The organism is Aliikangiella litoralis, from assembly GCF_052495765.1.
The window spans coordinates 4149959-4174878 of the sequence record NZ_CP199292.1 but is presented as its reverse complement, the minus strand read 5'-3'; the positions used below and the strand labels follow the sequence as shown (position 1 = coordinate 4174878).

The window sequence follows — 24920 nt, the reverse complement described above, 5'->3', positions numbered from 1 at the left end:
GTGCTAGATGCCAATATTCTAATCAATTAAAAGTGATTAACTAAGATATATTGCTCTAATTTTTTAGTATTGGTAATTTGCTTATTTATAACAATAATTAATTAAGCATGATTTTTAATTTATTAAAGAATAAGTGTTTTTTTTCTGTAAAAAAAACAAAATAAACTAAATAGCCTGTTTTATTAAAGCTTAAAAAATTTGAGAGGGATTGGGGGGTAGCCATTACTGAATTAATGATTTATTTTTTTGTCATTTAAATCGTTTCACTCAGTGAAAATGGAGTGGTTGAAATCAGAAGCAGCTCTACTTAATTACAATAAAGTAGAGCAGGTTACTTATTTTAGCGTTGAGGCTAAAGGTTACTTTTTTCATACTTTTTCTGTCCAGCGACCCAGGTTTGTAAAACTTGGGTTTTCCAAATTTCTTTTGCTGGGCCGTTAATGATATCTTGATCGACTAAAATAAAGTCAGCCCATTTGCCTTTTTCTAATGAGCCCAATGTTTTTTCTTGATGAGCCGCATAAGCTGCATCTAGAGTAAAGCTACGAAGTGCTTGTATCGGTGTCATTTTTTCACCAGGAAGCCACCCTCCCTTGGGTTGGTTTTTATGATCTTGACGTGTTATTGCTGCATGAATGCCATGAAATGCATTGGCCAACTCAACTGGAAAGTCTGAGCCTGATGCGACTACCGTTCCCTGCTGAATAAATTTTTGCCATGCATAAGCGCCTTTAAGTCGCTCTTTTCCAAGTCTGTCTCCAGCCATATTTTTATCACTGGTAGCATGTACCGGTTGCATAGAAGCAATAATATTGAGTGATTTAAAGCGCGGAATATCTGTAAGTGAAACGACTTGAGCATGTTCTATTCTATTTCTTAAGTCTTTACCGCCAACTTTTTTAAAAGCTTTTTCTAGCGTATTTAATACCAATTGATTACCACGATCGCCAATCGCGTGTATATTCACTTGAAAGCCTTTTGTTAAAATAGTTTCAACTAATGACTCTAGTTGGGCTGGTTGTGTCAACAGTAAACCTTTATTGTCAGAGTCATCTGAATAAGGATCGATGAGTGCCGCACCTCGGCTACCTAATGCTCCATCTGAATAGAGTTTGACACTACGAATAGATAGAAAATCTTGAGCGTCTTCAATTTTCCCTGACTTAAGCCAGCTTGACAAATGGGGGCTTGAGCCATCCAACATACCATAAATTCTAATTGGCAAAGTGTGGCTCTTATTTCGCTTGATGTAAGTATTTAAATCTAATTGATTAACACCAGCATCATGAACGCTAACAATACCTAAGGCAAGTAAGTGTTCAAATGCTTTGTCAAAAGCATATTCTCTTTCAATTAGTGAAGGGCTGGGTATTTTTTGTCTGACCAATTGAATAGCATTATCAATAAGAATGCCAGTCGCTTCGCCTTTTTGATTTCTAATAATTTTTCCACCGTCAGGATCTGGTGTTTGCCGATTGATACCTGCTAATTTTAATGCTTGACTGTTAGCCCATGCTGCATGTCCGTCAACACGAGTTAACAAAATAGGGCGTTTGATTCCTGATTGATCGAGGCTTTGTTTGCTGGGGAATTGCTTGTTAATCCAAAGTACTTGATTCCAGCCTCTGCCTAATATCCACTGGGACTTTTGATTTTTTTGTGCAAATACTTTAACTCGCTCCACTGCTAGTTTTTCAGATTGAACACCTCTTAATTCAACTCTAAGTACTTGGTTGCCAAGTCCAGAAACATGACCGTGTGCATCGATGATTCCGGGCAGCATATACTGTCCTTTACCGTCGATATTTTGGCAGTTATCAGGCTTGTTCGAGTCAGATGATTGGCCTCGCGCAATAATTTTTCCATTGTCGAATGCTAGCCAACTAAATGATTCCACCTGAAGACTATTGGCGACAGGTGTATATCCCGTGATATTGCTGATAATTTGGCATTGAGCGAATAAGTTATTACTATATAAAAATATGAAAATTAAAAAAAATAATTTTAATTGAATTGGTTTCATCATCAATATACCTTTTTCTTTTAATTGTTTGCCATCAAAATACTGGCGAATTAGGTGGATGTTTGTTTAGTGTTGTTATAGGTCTTAATCTGATCGCAGATATAATGCGTTATTGATGTCTTGGTTGTCCAGTGATATTGACGCCTTAGTATTATTTCAATTCGGCGATTGGCTAACCAGGTATATAGTTTTTATTGGGTACTGCGTGTTTATTAGCATTGGGTTTTTATTAGGAGGCAATTTATGGCTATGCGAACTATGTCGGATAAAGAAATATATTTCTCAATTGTAGGGGCTTTTATTGCGACATTATTTGCATCATTTTTTAGTCATAAAATCTTGGAAGTTGAAGGTATTCCAATGATTTTAGCATCCACAGGAGCATCTGCGATGCTAATATTTGGAATACCCCATAGCCCTGTTTCTAAACCTTGGCCAATTGTTGGCGGGCATTTAGTTTCTGCTGTTGTTGGTATTACTGCTTATTATTGTATACCAGAATCTATTTTGGCTTCTTCTATCGCTATTGCTATCTCGATGTTAGCTATGCATTACTTAGCTTGTATGCATCCACCGGGCGGCGCTACCGCAGTTACTGCTGTGATTGGTGGTACTAATGTGCATGAGTTAGGCTACTATTTTGTTATAGTTCCTGTTTTATTTAATTCAATTATTTTGCTTTCTGTTGCTATGGCAGTTGCTACATTTAGAGATAAAAATCCCTTTCTTTCCGAGTAACTTTTAAATGGTTAAAAACAAATACGTCAGTAGTATTGGTATAGGTGGCAAGCAGGCTGCTTATGTTATGATAACGAAAAATTAAACTAACGATAAAAAGCGAATATTATATGAGTTTGAATCATGCTGATTTGCAATTTGATGCCGAACATATTTGGCATCCTTACACTAATCTATCGGAGCCAACACCGGTATTTGGTGTAGAGTCTGCTGATGGTGTCCATTTGAATTTAAGCAACGGTCAAAGAGTGGTTGATGGAATGGCGTCATGGTGGTCTGCAATACATGGTTATAACCACCCTCGATTAAATCAAGCCGTTAAAAACCAAGTTGATCAGATGTCACATGTGATGTTTGGTGGGCTGACTCATGAACCAGCAATCAAATTAAGTCGGCAGTTAGTTGAATTAACAGCACCAGAGCTGGATTGCATATTTATTGCCGATTCTGGTTCTGTCACTGTGGAAGTGGCATTAAAAATGGCTCTTCAATTTTGGCATTCTGCTGGGAATACCCAGAAAAAACGCTTTTTATCATTCCGTAATGGCTATCACGGTGATACTTTTGGGGCCATGTCGGTTTGTGATCCTGTGACAGGTATGCATTCAATGTTCAATGGTGTCTTACCTAAACACTTATTTGTAAGCTCGCCAGATTGTCGGACTGATGCTGATTGGCAAGATGAATGTATTGCTGAATTTGAAATCTGTATTCGCACTAACCATCAGCAAATAGCCGCAGTAATTATTGAACCAATTGTTCAAGGTGCTGGTGGAATGAGAGTTTACTGTGCTGAGTATTTGCGCCAAGTTCGCCAACTTTGTGACGAATATGACGTATTACTTATTTTAGATGAGATAGCTACTGCATTTGGGCGAACAGGGACTATGTTTGCCTATCAACAAGCTGACATCTGTCCGGATATATTGTGTGTTGGTAAGGCTATTACAGGGGGATATATGTCGCTAGCGGCAACAATCACAACAAAACAAGTTGCCGATACGATAGGTCGCTTTGGCGATGGTAATTTAATGCATGGACCAACGTTTATGGCTAATCCTCTGGCCTGTGCTGTTGCCTGTGAAAGCTTGAAGTTATTGATAGAGTCTAATTGGCAGGAGCGGATCAATAAAATAGAGTCGCAGTTGAAACTCGAACTTGCCGCTTGTTTATCAATCGAGTCTGTTAACGATGTCAGAGTCAAAGGAGCAATTGGTGTTGTTGAGTTAAAAAAAGCGGTTAATATGCATCAAATTCAGCCTCGATTAGTCGAGTTGGGTGTTTGGATTAGGCCTTTTGGGAAGCTACTGTACATTATGCCGCCCTATATCATTCAACCAGCAGAATTGAGCTTGTTAACCTCGGCCATGAAGCAGATTGCAACAGAGTTAGCTGCTAATTAGCTAGTGTTTCAGCGATGTTAGTGGAGAAAAGTTTTGAAAATGGTGTTTGTGAGTATAATAAGCACAATCAAATAGGTTTAGAAAGTGAGATATTGTATAGTCTTTGTTGATTGCTTCGCCGATAGTTTGATAAAAATTAAAACGGCTTATTATAAATAAGATACCGTTATTTGGAAATTTGTGGGATGTAACAAGCGCTAATGCAAAATGATCAACAGCAAAATGATTCACAAAACCTTCATTCTCATCAATCAAAAGGGGAGAGTGAAGAGGTGGCTCATGTTGATAAAAAGCAAATAGACGAAAAGCCCAAGATAGGGCAAGCGGAAGAAAAAATAGTATCAACTGAAAGTGAGTTAACAGAGCATCGAAGTGATAGTCAGTTAGCTGAACTTAAGAATAATGCAATTGATAGCTTTGAGGGTACCGAAAAAGCGGATCAGGAAGAAGCATTAACCCAGATTGGCAAAGTGCTTCAGGCGCAGAGAAATAAAAAAGGTTTTTTAAAGGCTCAACAAGATACGGATAAAGCACTTGCAGAGAATAAAATTATTCTTAACCATCGTTTTGTGCTTGAGTCTACATTAGGCTCTGGCGGAATGGGTACCGTTTATAAGGCACAAGATTTACGCAAAGTTGAAGCCCGTGATACTAACCCTTATGTAGCAACTAAAGTTTTAAATAGCGACTTTCGTAACCACCCTGATGCCTTTATCTCGTTACAGCGAGAAGCCAGTCGTTCACATATTCTTTCTCACCCTAATATCGTCACAGTGCATGATTTTGACCGAGACGGTAATACCATATTTATGACCATGGAACTGCTCGAAGGAGAAGATCTTGATTCATTATTAAAACGTCATAAAGGGGTTGGGCTTCCCAAAGAAAAAGCAATTGGCATTTTACGTGACTTCTGTCAGGCATTAGATTTTGCCCATGAAAAAGGAATCATTCATTCAGATTTGAAACCGGCTAATATTTTTGTAACCAAGCAACAAGCGAAGGTGCTTGATTTTGGAATAGCACGTTTAGCGGCCGAGTCACAATATCAGGATCATTTTGATGCGGGAGAAATTGGCGCTCTTACACCTGCTTACGCTAGTTTAGAAATGCTAGGTAATCAACCACCTGATGCCAGCGATGATATTTACGCCGCAGCCATTATTGCTTACGAAATGCTGTCTGGTGCTCACCCTTATAAAAGAAAGTCGGCAGCCACCGCTCATGCAATGGAGCTTAAACCAAAGAGAATTCCTGGATTGTCAAATCGTGAGTGGAAAGCATTATCGTCAGCATTATCACTAAGGAGAGCTGAAAGAACTCAATCAATTAAGACTTTTATGGAAGGTTTAACGGTTAAGCCAAAGTTTCCATTGTTTCGGGTTTCAAGCTTGCTCTTATTAACCACCTTATGTTGGTTTGCTTATACTCAATATTTTAGTCCAAATGAGTTGAATGTGTTTACGGAGCAAGCACTAGCCAAAGCCAAGCAGTGTTTTAAACAACAAGACTATCTGTGTGAGATAGATAGTGCTAACGATATTTTGAAAGTTGCGCCCGAACATACTGAAGCAAAAATTATTGTGCAAAGGGCTGAAAAAGATTATGCCGAGCAAATCAAAATAGCCAGTATACAAAAATCTCTTAGTCAGGCTGAAGGCTGTTTTGAGCAGCAAAATTTTCACTGTGTGATTGAAAATACGACGCAGATATTAGAAAAAGATGCTTCCCATCAACAAGCAATTTTATTGGCTCAAAAAGCACAAGAGGCAATTAATAATGAACGGACTAAACAGGCGAGTATAGAAAAGGCATTTTCAAACAATATGACGCTAGCAACTAATTGTTTTAAAAAGAAAAATTATGCTTGCTCAATAAAGTATACCCAGCTAGCACTAAAAAATAAACCGGGTGAAATAACAGCTAAATCACTGTATGAAAATGCCAATTATGCTTATCAACAACAGCAAGATAACTTAAAAAAAGCCAAGAAAATTTTACAAGAGGGGCTTTGGTGTTTTAAAAAATTAGATTATAGTTGTGCAATTGCTAAATCTGAGTCCGCGCTAGAATTTGTCCCAGGTTATCAGCAAGCACTCAAGCTTAAGCGTGAAGCAGTAAAATCGATGGCAAGTGTCAAAGGGACAATTGAAATTCAATAGTTTTGGGAGAGATTACATGAAGATAACGAAAATAAACACTTTGGTCGTTAGTACACTGTTTATTATGTTGGTCACAGGGGTTGGTTGTAGTGTAAGTAATAAACGTTTAAAACAGATTGGCGCAGTCGTTGTGATTGGTATAGCGGCCAAATTAATTTATGACATGGTTATTGATTCTCGAACTAAACAAATGACTAGTGAAGATAAAGTGATTGACGAATATAAGAAAGCACATAAGCAATTACCTCAGGAACCCATTCTTCTTTCATATACTTCTGATATCAAGCCGGGACAGGTCGTATCGGCTGGTAATAAGGTGTCTATAGTCTCTTCACTGCAAGTTGTCCCAGGCACTCACTCCAAAAAGGTTAATATTGAAGAAAAAATCACGATTTTTGATAATGAAGATCATTCAAAAGCTTTAAAAAGTTTAACCAAGCCAGTTAACAAAGAAACAAAGTCAGGTGGTGCATTTGAGAATGAGTTTACTTTTACTCTTCCTAGGGGAATGCCACAAGGTATTTACCCTATAAAAACGGTTGTAATTGTTAATGGAAAGGCATTTGAGCCACAAGACAATCAAATGCAGTTGGTTTTAGAAGAGTCGGCTAATTACAAAGAGCAATTGGTTGCCGCTTACTAGGCGTGTTGATCTTTCAATATTTTCTATTGCTTAGTCACTTAATTTTAGTGCCCCGCATTGCATTCTTGGTTTAAGAGCCGTATAATCCGCCGCTCTTAAACCGAGTCTGGCCGTTAATTGTGTTATTAACCGTTAGATTTCAAAATACAAACTGACTTAACTCCTTGTTACTTATAGTTTTTTATAGCTAAAGTGACTGGAAACCGTGAGGAGATCTTAATGCGACACTACGAAATCGTATTTCTGGTGCATCCCGATCAAAGTGATCAGGTTTCAGCGATGATCGAAAGATATAGCGCTGTAATTACCGAATCTGGTGGTTCTATCCATAGACAAGAAGACTGGGGACGCCGTCAAATGGCTTATGCCATTAACAATGCTCATAAAGCTCATTATGTGATGATGAATGTTGAGTGTGAGTATTCTGCTATTGAAGAGTTAGAAAACTTATTCCGTTTTAATGATGCGGTATTACGTAACCTTATCATTAAAAAGAAAGCAGCAATCACAGAGCCTTCGCCAATGGCTAAAGCAAAAGAAGAAGCAGCACAACGCTACGATTCTTCTGATAAGTCTGATGCGCCAAAGCCGGCTGCTAACAAAGAGTCTAAACAAGAAGACGCAGTAGCTGAAACTACTGACGATTCTGCTGCAGAATAACGGGAGATTTTACCATGTCTAGACATTTCAGACGTCGCAAGTATTGCCGATTCACTGCTGAAGGCATTAGCGAAATTGATTATAAAGACCTAGCGACTTTAAAAAGCTACATCACTGAAACTGGCAAAATAGTTCCAAGTCGAATTACTGGAACTCGTTCAAAGTATCAACGTCAGCTTTCAACAGCGGTCAAACGTGCTCGTTTCTTGGCATTATTGCCTTATTCTGACGCGCATAAATAAGCAACGATTAACGAATTAGAGGAAAGACTAATGCAAGTCATTCTACTTGAAAAAATCCGTAATCTTGGCGAACTGGGTGATAGCGTTACTGTAGCAAATGGTTATGGTCGTAACTACCTTCTTCCTCAAGGTAAAGCGGTTCCAGCGACTAAAGAGAACACTGAAAAGTTTGAAGCTCGTCGCGCTGAACTTGAAAAGAAAGCATCTGATGAATTAGCAGCAGCAGAAAAAAGAGCTGCTCAATTCCAAGAATTAACCGTTACTATTGAAGCTCATGCAGGCGACGAAGGTAAATTATTTGGTTCTGTTGGAACTAAAGACATTGCTGAAGCAACTTCTGCTGCTGGCGTTGTGCTTGAAAAGCATGAAGTACGTTTACCTAACGGTGCTATTCGCCAAACCGGCGAGTTTGAACTTTCTGTACACTTACACACTGACGTTAATGCGACATTGAAGTTAGTGGTAGTGGCACAAGAAGGTTAATCGATCGGAAATTGATATTTGCGTTGCTTTAAAGCGATTCAAATGACAAAATAAAACACCTCGTACCGGATAGGTACGAGGTGTTTTTTTTTCTCAAATACTTTATTTTTGTGGTTTATAGTAAACCTCATCAAATATTGTCAGTTATTCTCACTTGGATATTGTTAAATGCTAGATGAAGATCAGCAAGTCAATCATATAAAAATGCCACCTCACTCACTAGAGGCTGAACGTTCTGTTTTAGGTGGGCTGTTATTAGATAATGAAGCTTGGGAAAAAGTATCTGATAAGCTTGTTGCTGAAGACTTTTATCGTAAAGATCATCGCTTAATTTTTAGAGCGTTGAAGTATTTAGCAGAAAATACTCGTCCTATGGATGTAGTCACACTCTATGAGTTTTTAGAACAAGAAGGTGAAGCCGATGAAATTGGTGGCCTGGCTTATATTGCTGATTTGGCCAAAAATACACCCAGTGCGTCAAATATTACTGCTTATGCAGAAATAGTGCGTGAGCGGGCAGTATTGAGAGAAATGATTTCCATTTCCAATGAAGTGGCTGATGCTGCTTATTTTCCTAAGGGGCGCAGTTCAGATGAACTATTGGATATGGCTGAGTCCAAAGTTTTTAAAATTGCTGAAAAACGTGAAAATAAAGATGGAGGTTTAAAAATTGCGTCGACTTTTCTTGATGAAACGCTTGATAGAGTCCAATTTGCTGTTGACTCTAAAGGGGGGATTACAGGACTAAGTACCGGTTTTACTGATCTTGATGCAAAAACCAATGGCTTGCAGAATTCCGATTTATTAATTGTTGCTGGCCGCCCGGCAATGGGTAAAACGACATTTGCCATGAATATTGCAGAGCATGCTTCTATTCATAGCGGCAAGCCTGTTTTAGTCTTTAGTATGGAGATGCCTGCTAATCAACTACTAATGCGTTCATTTGCTTCAATCGGCGGTATTGATGCCACCAGGCTTCGTACAGGGGCATTAGATGATAGAGATTGGGATAACTTATCGGTTGCAACCAACATTTTAAAAAATAATTGTAAAATGTTTATTGATGACTCTGCTGGTTTAACTCCTACAGAGGTTAGGGCAAGATCGCGAAGAATTGTAAGAGAACATGGTGATGTTGGCTTAATCGTTATTGATTACCTCCAGTTAATGACTGTTCCTGGTTTATCTGACAATAGAACTCAGGAGATTTCTGAGATTTCACGCTCTTTAAAAGCACTTGCAAAAGAATTACATGTTCCTGTGGTTGCTTTATCTCAGTTAAACCGCTCACTAGAGCAAAGAGCAGATCGTCGTCCGGTAATGTCTGACTTGCGTGAGTCAGGGGCCATCGAACAAGACGCTGATATCATTATGTTTGTTTATCGAGATGAAGTTTATAACAAAGACTCGGAGCGCAAAGGCACAGCTGAAGTTATCATCGGAAAACAGCGTAATGGACCTATCGGTACAGTACATCTTGCCTTTCAGGGACATTTTAACCGTTTTGCTAATTTAGCAACTCCTTTCGATGATGGTTATTAAAGGTACTTTATAGTTTATGCGTTCAACTCGGGCAATTATTAATTTAAAAGCAGTTAAGCACAATGTATCCATCGTTAAGCAGTTAGCTCCTGGTTGTAAAATCATGGCGGTCGTTAAAGCTGATGCCTATGGTCATGGTATTGTTCAAGTCGCCAATTGTTTTACCGATGTTGAAGCTATTGCCGTTGCTTGTATGGATGAGGCCATTAAGCTGCGAGAAGCCGCCATTACAAAGCCTATTATTCTGTTAGAAGGTTTTTTTAGCCAAGGTGAGTTAAGACAAGCTATCGAATATGATTTACAGACAGTAGTTCATCAAGAAAGCCAACTACTTGAGTTAGAAAAACTGTCCGCAAAGATCTTATCTGCTACTCCTGATTATCAGCTTAAAGTCTGGTTGAAGTTAGATTCTGGTATGAATAGGCTAGGGTTTGAAGAACAAGATTTTATTGAAGCTTACCAGCGAATTAAACAAATTAAAGTTGTTGATACCGTCAATTTGATGTCACACCTTGCTTGTGCCGATGACATAAAAAATTTAATGAGTAAAGAACAAATTAAAAAATTTAATATAACAACAAAAGGTATGCAAGGATTGCGCTCTATGGCTAATTCAGCCGGGGTAGTTGCATGGCCTGAAAGCCATTACGATTGGGTACGTCCTGGTATCATATTATACGGTTGTTCTCCTATGCTCGGTATTAATGGACTCGCTCACCATTTGCAGCCTGCAATGACATTAGAGTCACAGCTATTTGCAATTAGAAATTTAAAGCCAGGGGATAAAGTCGGATATGGTTCTGCGTGGACCGCTCAAAAGTCAACAAAAATAGGGGTTATTGCAATCGGTTATGGCGACGGCTATCCAAGGCATGCTAAAGAAGGTACGCCCGTTTGGATTGAGGGCAAAACCTACCCATTAGTCGGAAAGGTTTCCATGGATATGATAACCGTTGATTTAGGCGCTGATTGTAAGCTTGATATTGGTTCAAAAGCGGTTTTGTGGGGAGAAGGGTTACCTGTTGAAACAATTGCAGAATTTGCAAATACGATCCCTTATACTTTGTTATGTGGAGTGACTTCTAGAGTGAAGTTTAAATGGAAAAATGATTAAACGCTTGTATATTAATACTGATGGTCAAGGCTTATATGAAATAACGCCGCAAGTAAAAAAGGTGTTTCAACAAACAACAGAAAAAGAAGGTTTGTGTACTCTTTTTGTTCGTCATACGTCATGCAGTTTGATTGTGCAGGAAAATGCTGATTTCAGTGCAAAGAATGATATGGAAAGCTGGCTTAACCGATTAGTTCCTGAAAATGATCCGCTTTATACGCATATTTATGAAGGAGCTGATGACATGCCTGCCCATTTGAAATCCATATTAACTTCTGTACAGATATCAATTCCTTTTGAGAAAAATGAGCTTTTACTCGGCACGTGGCAAGGAGTGTACTTATGGGAGCATAGGCATGCCGCACATAGGCGTGAAATTATATTACATACTCATTGAATAATTGATTTTTGTATAATAAATTTTTTCTAGTTACTTTTATACTTCGTTGTTTTAAACCGTGTTATTTTCCCATAAGATTTTTTGGTTTGACTTTTGCTGTTTTAATGACATACAAAAACTTGTAAATTCAAACAACTAGCTCAAAAAAAAAGCAAAATTGAATGTTTTTGTCTATGCTTATTTAGAATTATAAAACGTAAACATTAAATAATTATTTCTAAAAAAATAGATTTTAGTCGATATAGTTTAGGGGGAAGAATGAATTTGACAGTCACTACCAGGCTTGTTGGTGGTTCCGGTTTGGTCATTTTATTGTTAATAGCACTATCTTTTACCGCTCTGAATGGAATTGGTAGTGTTGAAAAAAGCCTTACAAAAATCAGTGAAGAATCAACGCCAATGCTAATTGCTGGTAGCGAAAATTTATCGTCGTTACTTAAAGCTACAGTGGAAGTGAATCGATTTCATCAAGCTAAAAATTCAAATGAGCTACAAAAATATGAGTCTAATTATCAAAAGTGGATGAAGGTTAATAAAGAGTCTGCTAAATCTTTATTAGATGTCGCAAAAAATCATTCTGATGTTTTAAATTCTTTGAAGGAAAGCGATAAAAGTGAAGTGAAATTTGCACAGCTTGCCCCTCAAATATTTGCCTCTCATCGGCAAGATCTTTTATTAGGTGAAACGATTGAAAATCAGCGCAAAGAATTTGAAAGTTTAGCTGATGAGCTAGATTCATACTTATATGATTTTGCAGATAATATTGAAGTTGCTCAAATATCCAAACAATTGCAAACTGTTTCAAACACAGCAAGAGAAGTCAGCGTTTTAGTTATAGATACCTTGTTGATAGATAATATTGCTAAAATAGAGCTGGCCAATAAAAATGTTGAGGCTTTAGAAAAAGAATTTCAAAAGCAATTTGAATTAATTACAGCTAATCAAATAGCCGTTAATAATAGTTTTTATAATGCGACAGTAACAGCTATTCAAAAATTTAAAAAACTAATTGTGGGTGAAAATAATTTATTATCTATTTACCAAAGACAATTATTAATTAGAGATAAGTCGAATAAGTTACTAGCAGAAGCTGATGAGTCTGCTAAGCAAGCACAGCATCATATTAACAACCTTTTTACTAAAGTAAAAACTTTAACTGACACTACAACTCGTAGTGCAGTAGATAAAGTTAATGCAAGTAGAACCTGGCTATTAGGTTTTGCAATGCTGACAATTTTGACAGCAATTGGTATTAATTATTGGGGGTTAAAAAGTATTACCCGACCTTTGAATGATGTTTTGGGAGTAATCAATAAAGCATCGGGTGGTGATTTAACTCAAAAAGCTCATGTTTATAGTGATGATGAATTAGGCAAGCTTTCAGTCGGCTTAAATAATTTGATAGATGCATTGCGTAATATGTTGAAAGATATTGGATCCAGTGCTCAGCAGTTGAGTGCTTCTGCCGAAGAAACAACAATGATTTCTAGCCAAAGTAACCAGGACATAGTGCATCAAAAAGAGCAGACTGACATGATTGCTACTGCAATGACCGAAATGACCGCCACGGTTGGAGATGTCGCTAATAGTGCTAATAATGCTTTAGTTGAAGTTCAAAGAGCTAATCGAGAAGCTGCTGATGGGCAAAAAGTTGTTGAAGAAAATATAAAGACGATTAATCAGCTTGCTAATGAAATTGAAAGTGCAGCCGTTGTGATCGATAGACTCGAACAATATAGTACCAATATTGGTGCTGTGTTAGATGTTATTAGAGGTATCGCTGATCAAACCAATTTATTAGCGCTTAATGCGGCAATTGAAGCTGCTAGAGCAGGGGAGCAAGGACGAGGTTTTGCTGTTGTTGCTGATGAAGTGAGAACGCTCGCTAGTAAGACTCAAGAATCAACTTCGGAAATTCAAGAAATGATTGAGCGTTTGCAGTCGGGAACTCGCGAGGCGGTAGCTGTAATGGAATCAAGCCGTGAAGAAGCAAGCAATAGTGTTGGACAAACCGCTAGGGCAGGTGAGTCTCTTGGTAAAATTACTCAAGCAGTCAACGTTATTAATGATATGAGTACCCATATTGCTAGTGCGGCAGAAGAGCAAAGCTCTGTTTCACAAGAAATGCACCAAAATATTGAGGCAATTTCTGATATGGCCGATAGAACTTCTACAGGTGCTGGTGAAAATTTAGCGGCTAGCCAAGAATTGGCTCGTTTAGCTGAGCACTTAAAAGAATTGGTTGAGCGTTTTAAATTTTAGCGTTTTTAGACATGCCTCATATTAATTGGAATCGTAAAAAACGGCGAATTTAGTTTTTCTTGGTTTTAATCGATACATGTCTAATAATTGCTTAATAAAATTTAGTTAGATATTTTGGTTCCTTCTATTTTATAAACAGTTTTCCAAGTGGCTGAGTTTTGATTTTTCTTGCTTACTTCTTGTTCCATTTTCCATGAGAAATTCTTGCTAGAGATATTATAAAAAGTAATTCGGGTATTAGTACCAATATAATTTCCACGCATGATAATTTGCCCATTTTTCTCTTCCGCAATGAACGTTTCTACTTTTTTCCCCGTATTAGCAATCCAAGCCATTTGCCATTGTTTCTTTTCTGGATTATAAATTCTGATATTTGTACCATACTGGCGACCCTTTTTAGGAGCGGGCTGAGTCAAAGATGGAGATATCCAGTCATCTTGTATTGCTGAACCATTAAGTATTGAATAAAAATTCCAATCTGCACCTGCTGCAGGTTGCCACTGCCCGTTTTTATCTAGTTGAAAATCTTTAATTCGCCAATTACCCAGCAATGGTTTAAATAGGCCTAATGGAGATTTGTTAATATTGGTTTCTGGGTGCTTGTTTTCAAAAGCTATAGCGTAGTTAGTTAAACCTGATAATAACAGAATTAATATGGTTAACTGTTTTATAAGCATTTTTTGAATTTGAAAGCTGTTTAAACTGATTTGAGGGACATGTATTTGAAAATACTCAAATGCTTTGATGTACTGCTTTTTGCAACACCAGTTAGTATCTTTTATATTCATTTTGACTCTAGCTCCGTTTATTTGAATCTGACTGCTTATTTAATATATGATGTATTAGGTCTTTTCTCCAGATGAAACTGATACAACATTAAGGTGTATAAGTGACAATATGAAGCCACATTTAAGGAAAAATAGACAGAATGTCTCAACTTAAGCCCACTGGTCTAGATTGGCAAATATTAGAGTTATTGCAAAACAATGGCCGAGTAACAATATCAGAAATCGCTAAGCAGCTTAATCGTTCTCGTAGTAATATTGCTGAGCGTCTGGAACGTCTTCATGAATCAGGGATTATTCATCAAGTTGGAGCTGATATTGATACTGAAAAGTTAGGTTTTGGTATAAAAGCTTTTGTTAGATTAAAAGCATCATCGCATCATCATAGAAAAACCATTAACGCAATTACCAAAAAGCCTGAAGTTAGCGAGTGTCATGTTCTGACCGGTTCTGAATTGTTGCTCATTCAAGTGATCGCTAAAGATATGCCACATTTGCGCGATTTTGTCGATAGCTTAACTCAGTATGGTTCAACGCAAACAGATGTTGTTTTTGCTACAGTAAAAAAACAGGTTGTTGTTGATGCTACACTGCGGAACTTAATCGAAAAATAAAAAATAAAAATCAATACTCTGAAGAATCGTTAGTATTATTAATTGAAACAGTACTAAATAAAAGGTCGTTATGTTCTAGGATAAGCCAAGACATATAATATCAATAAGCAAAATTGGTTGGAAAAAGCTTTGACGACTAAACTGCATTTAAATACTAAAGGATAAATTATGTTGCCAATTAATCGTGTAGTGTTATTTAAACATGGTGTCGCCTATTATCAAAGAGAAGGAAAGGTGTGTGATAATGAAGTCATTCAGCTGACATTTAAATCTGAACAGATGAATGATGTGTTAAAAAGTTTGACTACGCTAGATTATAACGGCGGTAGTTTTTCTGCATTAACTTATGACAGTGAAGAACCGATTGAACGGCGTTTAGCAGAATTAACGATGCAAATACCTGATAAAGGTGCTGTTGTCGGTTTTTTAGATCAATTAAAAGGTGTCGATATTTCTGCTCAGGTAGGCAGCGAAATAGTTAAAGGAGCCATTCTTGGGGTAGAAAGTATCACAGCAGCAGAAACAACAGCAAACTTGCCTAATACAGAAAATAGTCCTGAATTGCCTTATTTAGCTATTCTTACCAATCAAGGACAATTACGTCATTTTCGGTTGCTTGATTTACAGGAGCTGACTTTTACTGATCTACATGTACAAAGAGAGCTGAATAGTTTGATGGATACATTAGCGGCTAGTATTCATAAAGGACAAAAGCGATTATCGGTACAAGCGGTTGGTGAAGGTGAAAGAGAAGTCTCAATTTCATATGTTGTTGAGTCACCTGTTTGGAAAACTTCTTATCGATTGGTTATGCAAAATGAGAATGATGAAGTGTTATTACAAGGGTGGGCTATGGTTGATAATACCACCGAAGAAGATTGGCAAGATGTTAACTTATCACTTGTTGCTGGATTGCCTATTTCTTTTAAACACGATCTATACAGCCCTAGATACCAGCAACGACCAGAAATTAAAGTGTCACAAGAAGCCGCAGTTGCCCCGCCTTTAGTTGAGTCAGGTATGAGAAGTGTTGCTGGTGATTTTGAAAGTACTGCTGAAATGGATGATTTGGCATTTTTGGATACGCCTGTTGCTGCTTGTGCACCAGAGCCAATGGGAACAATGATGCCTGCAAAAATGAGATCTGCTGGTGTGGTTGCTAAAGCTATGGATGCATCTGTTTCTGTGCAAACTCGAACGCAAGAAGTGGGCAACTTATTTTCTTATGATATTAATAAGCCGGTTAGTGTGGGTCGTGGATGCTCGGCTTTAGTGCCGATTTTACAGTCGAATATTGATGCAAAAAAAGTGCTTTATTTTAATTCAAATATTCGCGAAAAAAATCCTCTGGCCAGTTTTTTTCTGAAGAATACTTCTCAATTAACTTTAGAAGGAGGGCCAATTACCGTTTTTGACGCCGGTAATTATGTCGGTGAAGCCATGCTCGATACATTGAAAGCTGATGCAGAAAAAATTGTACCTTACTCGGTGGAGCTTGGAGTCGTATTAAGTCAACGTAGTTTTGAAAGAAGTATTGCAGTGACCAGTTTGACTAAAAGTGGCAGTTATATTCAGAAAAACTCACGCACTGAAAAGGTAACTGAGTACACGGTTGAGTCATCGATTAAAGAATCAAAAATATTATACTTTGACCATCGATTCGAATATCCACAAGTTTGGGAAGGCGATATTAAAAAGCCCGATGAGTTGATTGAAATAACTGATCACTATTGGCGCTATGCGATTGATTTACCTGCGAACAAAACAACCAAGTACGAAGTCGTTGAAACCCATCAAAGTTATGAGTCGGTTTCAATACCAGGTATTACACATCAACAGATATCATCACTTGTTGCCCTAAAGCTTCTGCCTGGAAAAGTTAAAAAACAACTAGAAGAAATTGCAGTTCTATGTGAAAAACAGTCTCTTATGAATGAGAAAAAATATAGCAAAAGAAATTTACTTGAAAATATTGAACAAAGCCAAGAGAGATTAAGAAAAAATATCTCTGCACTAGGTGGTAGCCAAAAAGAGGATGAATTAAGAGAGCGATATGTTTTGAAACTGACTGAACAAGAAGATGAAGTTGAGTCTATTTTGAAAGAAATTCAACAACTAGAGAAAGATACCCGCGAGCTTGATGAGCAGATTAGAAAAAAGGTTGATTTTGTTAGCTTATCAGAATAACTGGTTGTAATTTAAGTAATCGCTAGGTCATTGAGCTTATTCATAATAAAATTGACTTGATGTTTTTGCACAATATAGCACTGAAATGGTAGTATTACGCGGTTTGGGTTTTTCTAGATCCAACAGAGTTATATTGAATAGATAAATTATGGAAACAAATAACATGAATAAATTATATATCGCCGTTTTAGCATTTTTTTTAGCAGGGTGTGCCAGTGTCAATTTAGTCGATTCTTCTGGCCAAGACTTAATGAAGTCACAAAATGTTGTTCTTAAAACAAATTTACATCCAGATCCTGTGAGGCATCGTCTTTATACTGTTAACTATCAACAAGCAGGTTTAATTCCAATGTGTACAGAGGTGGAACTGGTTGAACTAAGTGGTAAAAGATTAGTCTTTAAGGTGAAGTCTACAGGGGTACAGTATACTTTAGATCGTCATCGCTCAACGGCAGATTTAGCGGTTTATTTACATGATTATTTTGGAACCAATTGTAATAAAGAAAAATTAAACGATTTAAGTGATATTGATAAAGAAGGCATTAAAAAAGGTAAAGCATTGAGAGGTATGTCAAAAGATGCTGTTATTTTAGCTATTGGCCTTCCTCCAAAACATAAAACACCTAGTTTAGAGAGCAACCAATGGAGATACTGGTTAAATCGATGGAAAACAATGGTCGTTGAATTTGATGATAGCGGTAAGGTTTCGGCTATCGTATTATAAGATTATTATATCAAGTTATTAATGGCCCTAGTATTGGTGTTAGGGCCTTATCTTTCTTGCACCTACCTTGGAATAGATTAATTAAGTTATTATCATCGCTATTTCAATCGTTAAATCATTTTGTACATAACTATTTTAATTGAGCTATAAATGTAAAAGGCTAATCAGTCTTTTATTCCTTATTGTTCATTTTGCATAGGCAAAATGAACGAATAGCGGCTATGCTTAGATAACTGATATTTGGGTTATGTAAATATGAAATTATTAAAAATCACTATCTATGTATTATTTGGATTTTCGGCTGCAGCATGCTCTGAAGGAAAGTATAGCAAAATGTCAAATTCTGAATTAGCTGAAAAGAAACGCCATTGTGATAGTGTTCCTAAAAAATCGACTGTTTTTGCTACTGGCTGCGAAAATATCCGTAAAGAGATTCAACGACGTAGAAAAAAGAAAAATTAATGATTTTTCAGTAATAACTGCACTGCTAGTTAACACATAATGGTTCAATTATTTGCTATTTACTCTTGGTCAGAGTATAAAATATAGACAATCGTTAGAATGTAGATTCTATAATACTGTAATACAGGGATTGTTATTTTCTCCTGATAATATACCAAATTTTGTTTAATATTTTGTTGTTTGCTAATGAATACTTTTTTGAGAGTATCTTTTTATTCAGGCAATATCTCACAAAGTAATCATGACAGCATGCAATACCTAATTTAAAAAGGAGTTGTTATGTCTGAAGATAAATTTTCTCTTATTCATGTTGGTCCAAATGGTACTTTTAGCCCTTCTGGAAAATATTCAACTTCCAAGCAGGATTTGGAAGACATCATAAAAAACATATCGAAACAAAACAAGAAGAGGTTGGTGTGCTATTTTCATGGTGGTTTGGTATCCGAGAAATCCGGGGTAGAGTCGGCTATTAAGGTCAATAAAGAAATAAAACATAATGATCATTATGTGGTTTCTTTTATTTGGGAAACGGGATTAATTGAAACGCTGACAGATAATCTGGACGATATTTTTAGTTCGAAACAAGGTAAACGCCTTTTAAAGTGGGTGATTAGAGCGGTCACAAAAAAGCTCGCTTTTGGAACTTTGAAAGGCGCTTCTGGGAGTGGTGTATCGATTGAAGATATTGAGAAAGAAATGAATAACGCCAAACCTTTTGATGAATTTGATCAGAAGTCACAAGTGGGAACCCGAAGTGCCGCATTAAATTTAGATTCAGAAGCCGACAAAGAAGATCTAGAACAGGAAATGCGTGAAGAAATAGAAGACTATTATTTTCGCAAAAATGATGATGAGTTGAGTTGGTTCTCTGAAAAACCTTCTAAAGTAAACTCAGGTTTAACTAAAGAATACAGTGATACTCAGTCGAGAGGGGTTGGTTTTTTAGGTATTGCAAAAGCGGTAGTAAAAATAGCATGGAAGGTGCTTAAACGGTACCGAAAGAAAAGTGAGCATGGGTTACATGCAACCGTTATCGAAGAAATTTGTCGAGCCTATTATATTTCTGAAACGGGTCAATGGGTTTGGGGACAAATGAAAGAAAAGGCCGAACAAATGTGGCAAGATGGTAAGGTAGGTGCAGAGTTTTTACGCTTACTGGCTGAGCATGCACCGAATCAAACTGTTGATTTAATTGGACATAGTGCTGGCAGTATTTGTATTAGCCACCTGCTCAATAAGAATCAGCAGATACCAACACCAATCAATATTGACCATTTATTTTTATTAGCGCCTGCCGCCCGAAATGATTTATTTCATCAGCAAATTATTAGTCCTGAATTAGCTGGAGAAAAACGATTTAATCAATTCCGTATGTTTACTATGAAAGATAGTTTTGAGCGTGATGATAATCTTGTTAAATTAATCCCTGGACTTTACCCTAGTTCGTTACTTTATTTTATCTCGGGTGTATTGGAAACTAAAGCTGATAGCCCGATTTGTGGCATGACTCGACATCAAAAACAAACCAGTGTTTATAGCGAACCCATGTTTAAAGATATTGAAAACTTTTTGAGTTCTGCAGGCCGATTGGTTACCTCAAAGTCACCTGATAATGCGTTGTCCGGTTTTCAAACACAAGCAATCAGTCATGGTGCTTTTGATGATGATGATCCAACTTTACATAGTATCCGGCACTGCTTAACCGAGGGCGGTTTATGAATGAAAAACATTATGCATTGGTTGTTGGTATTAATGAATATCCAGAAGCTCCAACGAGTTATCGTTTGAATGGCGCAATAAACGATGCACAACGAGTTGAAGCATGGCTACTTGATCCAGCAGGAGGAGGAATTAAAACTGAAAACTGTTTTTCTCTTTACTTAGATCCGGCTAATGATGTTGATGATGACGAATTTCCTGTGCGTCATCATATTAATATGAGCTTTAAAAAAATAAGAAAGAAGCTAAGACAAAAATATGAAGCGCATAATGAAGTTGCAGAACGGTTTTATTTTTATTTTTCAGGACATGGACAAGCAAAACGATTAGAAAATGATAACATTTTAATGTGTATGGCTAATTGGGGACCAGACTCTCCTAATGCTAACTTATCTTCCCGATTAGTCATTAAAGATTATTTAGAAAGATGTTTACCCTGTGAAGAGATTGTGTTTTGGACGGATTGCTGTCGAACCCGTGCGGTAGATATTAGAGAAGGTTTTCTTGATGAAAGCTGTCGCACACCCTGGAAAAATGGTGTGCGGCCTAAACTTTTCTGGGCTGGGGCCACGTTACATGAAACGGCAGCAGGGGAAGCGTTAGATGATGGTTTGGAGCATAGTGGTTATTTTACTCGGGCACTACTCGAAGGGCTTAAAACTGGGCAACAAAGTGCAGGTGTTAGTTGGGATAGTTTACGCGATTATTTAAAACAAAGAGTAGAACTGATTGCACAAAAAGATGGTTTTCCACAACGAGCCGAAGCCTATCATACGGCAGATGATACGACGCTTTATTTTGGTGAAAAAGGTGTGGGCGCCAGTTTACTTATTAAATTGAGTGGCAGTAACCGAAACTTGGAAATTTTTTATAATGCTATCGAATCTAAAAAAATATGGAGCAATGTTTCGGGCAACATCGAGTATAATAATTTGCCATTAGGACTTTATAAATTAGTTGATCTCGACACTAATGAAAGCCGATTAATTGATTGTAGTTCTCCTGGAGAGGTGATCCAATATGACTTCTGATATTAAAAATGATGAGGGTAAAAATAAAGACTCGAAAGATTCAGGCATTGAAATTAATATCACTTTAAACAGTCCGTCAATTAGTGGTGAGCTTTTAACGGATGTAGAGGTTCTTATTTTTAATACTGAAAATCAATTGGTTTATCAATCTTATAATGAAGCTAACACAAAGTTGGCACAAGGTTTATATCGAGTAAGAACAAGAGCATTTGGTTTATCAGCAGAAGAGTTAATAGAGGTCAATAATAACTCCCACTTATTTTCAATAAATACACCCAGACGAGCGACAGCAATACCTGATGGTATATCAATTGGTTCTCACGAGTATTATCAAGCCGAGTTTTTTAGCAACCGAAATCATTTGTCAGTTGCTGATGCGCACTTAAATGATGGTCAACAATGTTTATATTTGTTTGTTAGAATGCCAGGCGCTGAATATGCACGTTCAATTAACCAAGGTCATCCACTTAATTTACTGGCTGATTGTTGGATTGAAAATCAACAAGGTGAAATTATGATTGAGTTTACTGAGGGCAATGTTCAATCGAATAAAATTGGTACTAGCTGGTATCGAATGCCGATTGAACCAGGATTTTATCGTTTGTTTAATCGAGATAAAAATGGCAAACGTAGTTGGATGCCTATTCATGTTTACCCATCTGCTTCCAATTCAAATTATCGATATCATACGGAAGTTGCTTTTATTTGGCGAGAAGGGCTCCGTTTTGATACAGCAGTAATGGCCACTCCTTGGGAACATATCAATGAACATGACTATACTTTTCAATTGGAACAAACCGATGCCAGTTTACAATCTTTAGCCGCTGGAGAAAGAAGTGAGTTGATTACCTCTAAACTGGTTAATCGCATGCTGACAGACAAGTTTGTCAATCCGTTGCAAGGGATTATTGCTTGTCATCTGATGTTAATGAGAGATAAGCCTAATACCGATAATATTGAATACGTATTGGATAACATTCAAAATCTTGTTGCTTATAGCCCAGACATTGATGTGTTACGTTATCGAGTTGCCAAACTGAAGCAAGACAAACGAAAACATGATGGCTTGACTGGTGAAAATTTAAATGCTCCTATTCTTCAAGCGCTCCCACTTTTTAGAGAAGGTTTTCTGGAAGTGGGCGCAAAGCATATTAATCATAAAGCACAATCGATTGTTCAATCATTTTTAAGTAGTTCAATGCCATCGATGATGGGGCAGCTTGAATCTCAAATTGCTGACTATATGGTTTACCGCGACTTAAGAAGTCCATGGTTAAAAACTAGACCTCACACCAGAAGTTTATTTGATCAAGATATTGCTAAAAAATTGCAAAAGAAAGCAATACACTGGGGCAGTTCTTTACTAGGGATTGAAACTCATGCAATGGCTACACAAGATGATAACGAACAAGATTTAATTAATATTCCTAGCTGGATTACTGATACGTTAACACCGATTAAAAAAGAATTAGAGTTGAAGAAAGATGGTGATAATAAACCTAACTTTCAAGCCTTGTCTGAAAAATATGATTTACCTGAAATGTTAGTAAGTTTTGCCTGGGATAAAATTTCGTTGAAAAAGTATTTAAAGCATTAGGTGAGCATTACACAAAACTTTCAATTTTTTCTTTGCAAATTTTTTCAGTTAGTTCTTGTAAATAATCAACTCGTTCGGCTAGCCAGGTTAGCTCTTCAGACGTAATGGAATAATCAGGATTATATCGGGCGCTAACATAGGCTTTGCGTAATAATTTCATAATCATGGACAGTCATTTTTTCATAATCATATATGTCTGTGATTGCTGTCTGTGATTGCTGTCTGGTGATTGGCTGTAAAGTGACTGTCTGTGATTGCTTTGGTTACCGGAGTCCTCACTAAAGTACTATCGTCCAATTTCGAAACCCAAAAAGTTCTTGTCCCGAGATCAGTCTCAGCGAAGCCAAACGAAACGGTAGTGGCAGTGAGCAGCTTTGTTTTTTTAGGAAGATTAAAGTAGGTAAGTGCGATAAATACGGCTGCTATCGAAAAAATAGCAATTCGAGTGCGCCATTCTTTCAGCACCAGCTTATTTAAGGCTCTGTACTTATTATCATCGAAATTCAGAGTTCACCTCGAAACATAACAGCTTATTATACGCAGTAAATCTCATAATATTCTGAGAAAAATCACTACAATTCAAGTGAGAGTTAATAATCAATAAGCTACAACAACTGATAAAAAAGGGCAACGAATATTAATAGAGTCTAAGTTCAGTTAATATTCGCCGTGAAAAAAATGATAATTTAAAACCAGGAGGTTAATAGTTTATCTATGGAAGAAGTGAGTTTTAGCCGTTGAAACTTTAAGCTAACAACGCTAACTATTTAATGAAGTAGTTAACTCTTTTTTGTTGACTCTCAGCCAATTTGACGCCAGCGATAATGCTTGAGTTAATTTTCCCATGTTTTTTAAACTCATTTTTTGCATGTTTGTGGGCGTGCTTTATGTACTCTTCATCGATATTTAAATTTCTACACTCTTTGGTAATACTTGATAGTATATCGCTGATGTTTGACATAAAGCCTCCTTATTTTTTGTATATGATTCTTTCTGTTGAGTATCATACCCCATTGGTTGGTTTGAGTAAGTAAGTTCAAACTCTTTTTCGTGTGAGACATTGACCCACACTACAAGGCATTGATCGTTTTAAGTGTGAACTTTTGACCTGACAGCGGTTATAGCATGTAGTAGCATTATTCTCTCTAACTACTAACGATTTGCAATGGCAGTACACAGGTAACTAAACATGTTAAATCTGTTTAACAGAAACAAACAACTACTTGACGAAGATATTATTGAGTGGATCTTTAATTGTTATGCTTGGGCATTTGAGCAATTTGATAAAGATGTCTTTTTAAGTGAGACAGTCTTGGTGATTCCAGATAATAAGCACTTTCCTGGTAAAGAAACAACGGCTGAAGGCATGGCAAACCTGATATTCGAGCAGGTTAAGGCTTACGCTGCAATGGCACACTGGCCAACTCGTTTGGTTGATATGAGCCAAACCAATGAAGAACCCCAACCACTACAGTTACAAGTCAGTGGTAGTTTGCGTGGCAATAATGCTATTGCTAGTTTTTCTAATCCGCAAGCTTTAACGAACGCTATGCCAGTTAGCTCAATGCCTATCAGTTCAATGCCTATCAGTTCAATGCCCCAAAGCACCATGCCTCAAAATGCGGCACCTGACAACCGTATTCCATTTGTTTATCATCCTCAACAACTTAAAAATCCCGAAGGCTTAATCGCACATTTAGCTCATGGTTTGTCACATCATCTGGCCAGTGTCGCCACCAAGCGACCGCCCGGTGGCGCAGAATATTTACCTATGGCTAGTGAATTGATTGGTATCTTTATGGGCTTTGGCCTAATGTATGCCAACAGTGCAAAAGCAAAGCATTTTGGTGGATGTGGTAGCTGCGGACAGGGACCTGCCAGGCAAGCGTTTTTAAGTGAAGAAGAAGCCACTTATGCCTTGGCATTATTTTGCCAGCTTAAGGGAGTTGAGAGTCGTGATGTCACTAAACATTTAAAGAAACATCTCCGAGGATTTTTTAAAGCAGCAGTCAAAGATTGCAAAAAGCGGGTAGAGAGTGATTCAGAGGCGAAACTAGTGGTAATTGGAGCTGAAATAAAAGCAGATTGAATTGTCTTATCTAATTTTTGAATTATCCAGGCTTGAAATT

23 protein-coding genes are annotated in these 24920 nt (G+C 37.2%); 19 read left to right on the top strand and 4 right to left on the bottom strand.

The genetic code is table 11. The features are described 5' to 3' along the window. Positions 1–352: 352 nt before the first annotated feature. Positions 353–2026, bottom strand: a complete 1674-nt coding sequence (locus ACT5E3_RS17310; RefSeq protein ID WP_444994796.1) for an amidohydrolase — start codon at positions 2024–2026, stop codon at positions 353–355. Positions 2027–2266: 240 nt separating this feature from the next. On the opposite strand from ACT5E3_RS17310, the gene ACT5E3_RS17305 reads away from it, so the two are divergent. The 11 genes from ACT5E3_RS17305 to ACT5E3_RS17255 all read left to right on the top strand — a co-directional run bounded on the left by ACT5E3_RS17305 (position 2267) and on the right by ACT5E3_RS17255 (position 13672). Next, positions 2267–2761: an HPP family protein gene (locus ACT5E3_RS17305; RefSeq protein ID WP_444994795.1), complete on the top strand. Its 495-nt coding sequence runs from the start codon at positions 2267–2269 to the stop codon at positions 2759–2761. A gap of 110 nt (positions 2762–2871) precedes the next feature. Further along, positions 2872–4164, top strand: coding sequence for an adenosylmethionine--8-amino-7-oxononanoate transaminase (gene bioA / locus ACT5E3_RS17300; protein ID WP_444994794.1), 1293 nt, complete (start codon positions 2872–2874; stop codon positions 4162–4164). 200 nt (positions 4165–4364) lie between these two features. Beyond that, entirely contained in the window at positions 4365–6326 is a 1962-nt protein-coding gene (locus tag ACT5E3_RS17295; protein ID WP_444994793.1) for a serine/threonine protein kinase, read from the top strand. 16 nt (positions 6327–6342) lie between these two features. Then, positions 6343–6969, top strand: a complete 627-nt coding sequence (locus ACT5E3_RS17290) for a hypothetical protein (RefSeq protein ID WP_444994792.1) — start codon at positions 6343–6345, stop codon at positions 6967–6969. A 219-nt stretch (positions 6970–7188) separates the two neighbouring features. After that, positions 7189–7629 (top strand): 30S ribosomal protein S6, encoded by a 441-nt coding sequence (rpsF, locus tag ACT5E3_RS17285; protein WP_444994791.1) that lies wholly within the window; start codon positions 7189–7191, stop codon positions 7627–7629. A 14-nt stretch (positions 7630–7643) separates the two neighbouring features. Then, positions 7644–7871 (top strand): 30S ribosomal protein S18, encoded by a 228-nt coding sequence (gene rpsR / locus ACT5E3_RS17280; protein WP_196140583.1) that lies wholly within the window; start codon positions 7644–7646, stop codon positions 7869–7871. A gap of 30 nt (positions 7872–7901) precedes the next feature. After that, entirely contained in the window at positions 7902–8354 is a 453-nt protein-coding gene (rplI, locus tag ACT5E3_RS17275; RefSeq protein ID WP_444994790.1) for a 50S ribosomal protein L9, read from the top strand. Between the two features lie 168 nt (positions 8355–8522). Beyond that, entirely contained in the window at positions 8523–9896 is a 1374-nt protein-coding gene (gene dnaB, locus ACT5E3_RS17270) for a replicative DNA helicase (RefSeq protein ID WP_444994789.1), read from the top strand. A 16-nt stretch (positions 9897–9912) separates the two neighbouring features. Next, on the top strand, positions 9913–11010 hold the full coding sequence (gene alr / locus ACT5E3_RS17265; protein ID WP_444994788.1) for an alanine racemase: 1098 nt from the start codon (positions 9913–9915) through the stop codon (positions 11008–11010). Then, entirely contained in the window at positions 11003–11407 is a 405-nt protein-coding gene (locus tag ACT5E3_RS17260) for a secondary thiamine-phosphate synthase enzyme YjbQ (RefSeq protein WP_444994787.1), read from the top strand. The genes alr and ACT5E3_RS17260 overlap by 8 nt, the downstream gene beginning before the upstream one ends. 261 nt (positions 11408–11668) lie before the next feature. Further along, positions 11669–13672 (top strand): methyl-accepting chemotaxis protein, encoded by a 2004-nt coding sequence (locus ACT5E3_RS17255; protein WP_444994786.1) that lies wholly within the window; start codon positions 11669–11671, stop codon positions 13670–13672. A gap of 101 nt (positions 13673–13773) precedes the next feature. Here ACT5E3_RS17255 and ACT5E3_RS17250 read toward each other — a convergent pair whose 3' ends face one another. Further along, positions 13774–14460 carry a hypothetical protein gene (locus ACT5E3_RS17250; protein WP_444994785.1) on the bottom strand — a complete coding sequence of 229 codons (687 nt, stop codon included), beginning with the start codon at positions 14458–14460 and terminating at the stop codon, positions 13774–13776. Between the two features lie 140 nt (positions 14461–14600). Here ACT5E3_RS17250 and ACT5E3_RS17245 point away from each other — a divergent pair, with 140 nt between their 5' ends. The 7 genes from ACT5E3_RS17245 (at position 14601) to ACT5E3_RS17215 (ending at position 22791) form a co-directional block, all read left to right on the top strand. Further along, positions 14601–15071 (top strand): Lrp/AsnC family transcriptional regulator, encoded by a 471-nt coding sequence (locus ACT5E3_RS17245; RefSeq protein ID WP_444994784.1) that lies wholly within the window; start codon positions 14601–14603, stop codon positions 15069–15071. A 168-nt stretch (positions 15072–15239) separates the two neighbouring features. Further along, on the top strand, positions 15240–17258 hold the full coding sequence (locus ACT5E3_RS17240; RefSeq protein WP_444994783.1) for a DUF4139 domain-containing protein: 2019 nt from the start codon (positions 15240–15242) through the stop codon (positions 17256–17258). Positions 17259–17421: 163 nt separating this feature from the next. Beyond that, positions 17422–17982 carry a hypothetical protein gene (locus ACT5E3_RS17235; RefSeq protein ID WP_444994782.1) on the top strand — a complete coding sequence of 187 codons (561 nt, stop codon included), beginning with the start codon at positions 17422–17424 and terminating at the stop codon, positions 17980–17982. A 333-nt stretch (positions 17983–18315) separates the two neighbouring features. Continuing rightward, on the top strand, positions 18316–18444 hold the full coding sequence (locus ACT5E3_RS17230; RefSeq protein ID WP_444994781.1) for a hypothetical protein: 129 nt from the start codon (positions 18316–18318) through the stop codon (positions 18442–18444). 279 nt (positions 18445–18723) lie between these two features. Next, positions 18724–20163 carry a hypothetical protein gene (locus ACT5E3_RS17225; protein WP_444994780.1) on the top strand — a complete coding sequence of 480 codons (1440 nt, stop codon included), beginning with the start codon at positions 18724–18726 and terminating at the stop codon, positions 20161–20163. Next, on the top strand, positions 20160–21194 hold the full coding sequence (locus ACT5E3_RS17220) for a caspase family protein (protein ID WP_444994779.1): 1035 nt from the start codon (positions 20160–20162) through the stop codon (positions 21192–21194). Before ACT5E3_RS17225 ends, ACT5E3_RS17220 begins: the two co-directional genes overlap by 4 nt. Next, on the top strand, positions 21184–22791 hold the full coding sequence (locus ACT5E3_RS17215; RefSeq protein WP_444994778.1) for a hypothetical protein: 1608 nt from the start codon (positions 21184–21186) through the stop codon (positions 22789–22791). The genes ACT5E3_RS17220 and ACT5E3_RS17215 overlap by 11 nt, the downstream gene beginning before the upstream one ends. A gap of 7 nt (positions 22792–22798) precedes the next feature. On the opposite strand, the gene ACT5E3_RS17210 is transcribed toward ACT5E3_RS17215, so the two are convergent. Continuing rightward, complete coding sequence (locus ACT5E3_RS17210) at positions 22799–22951, bottom strand: hypothetical protein (protein WP_444994777.1); 153 nt, start codon at positions 22949–22951, stop codon at positions 22799–22801. A 603-nt stretch (positions 22952–23554) separates the two neighbouring features. Further along, a complete protein-coding gene (locus tag ACT5E3_RS17205; RefSeq protein ID WP_444994776.1) occupies positions 23555–23752 on the bottom strand; it encodes a hypothetical protein in 198 nt (65 codons plus the stop codon). Positions 23753–23980: 228 nt separating this feature from the next. Here ACT5E3_RS17205 and ACT5E3_RS17200 point away from each other — a divergent pair, with 228 nt between their 5' ends. Then, complete coding sequence (locus ACT5E3_RS17200; RefSeq protein WP_444994775.1) at positions 23981–24880, top strand: hypothetical protein; 900 nt, start codon at positions 23981–23983, stop codon at positions 24878–24880. The last annotated feature ends 40 nt before the right edge of the window (positions 24881–24920 follow it).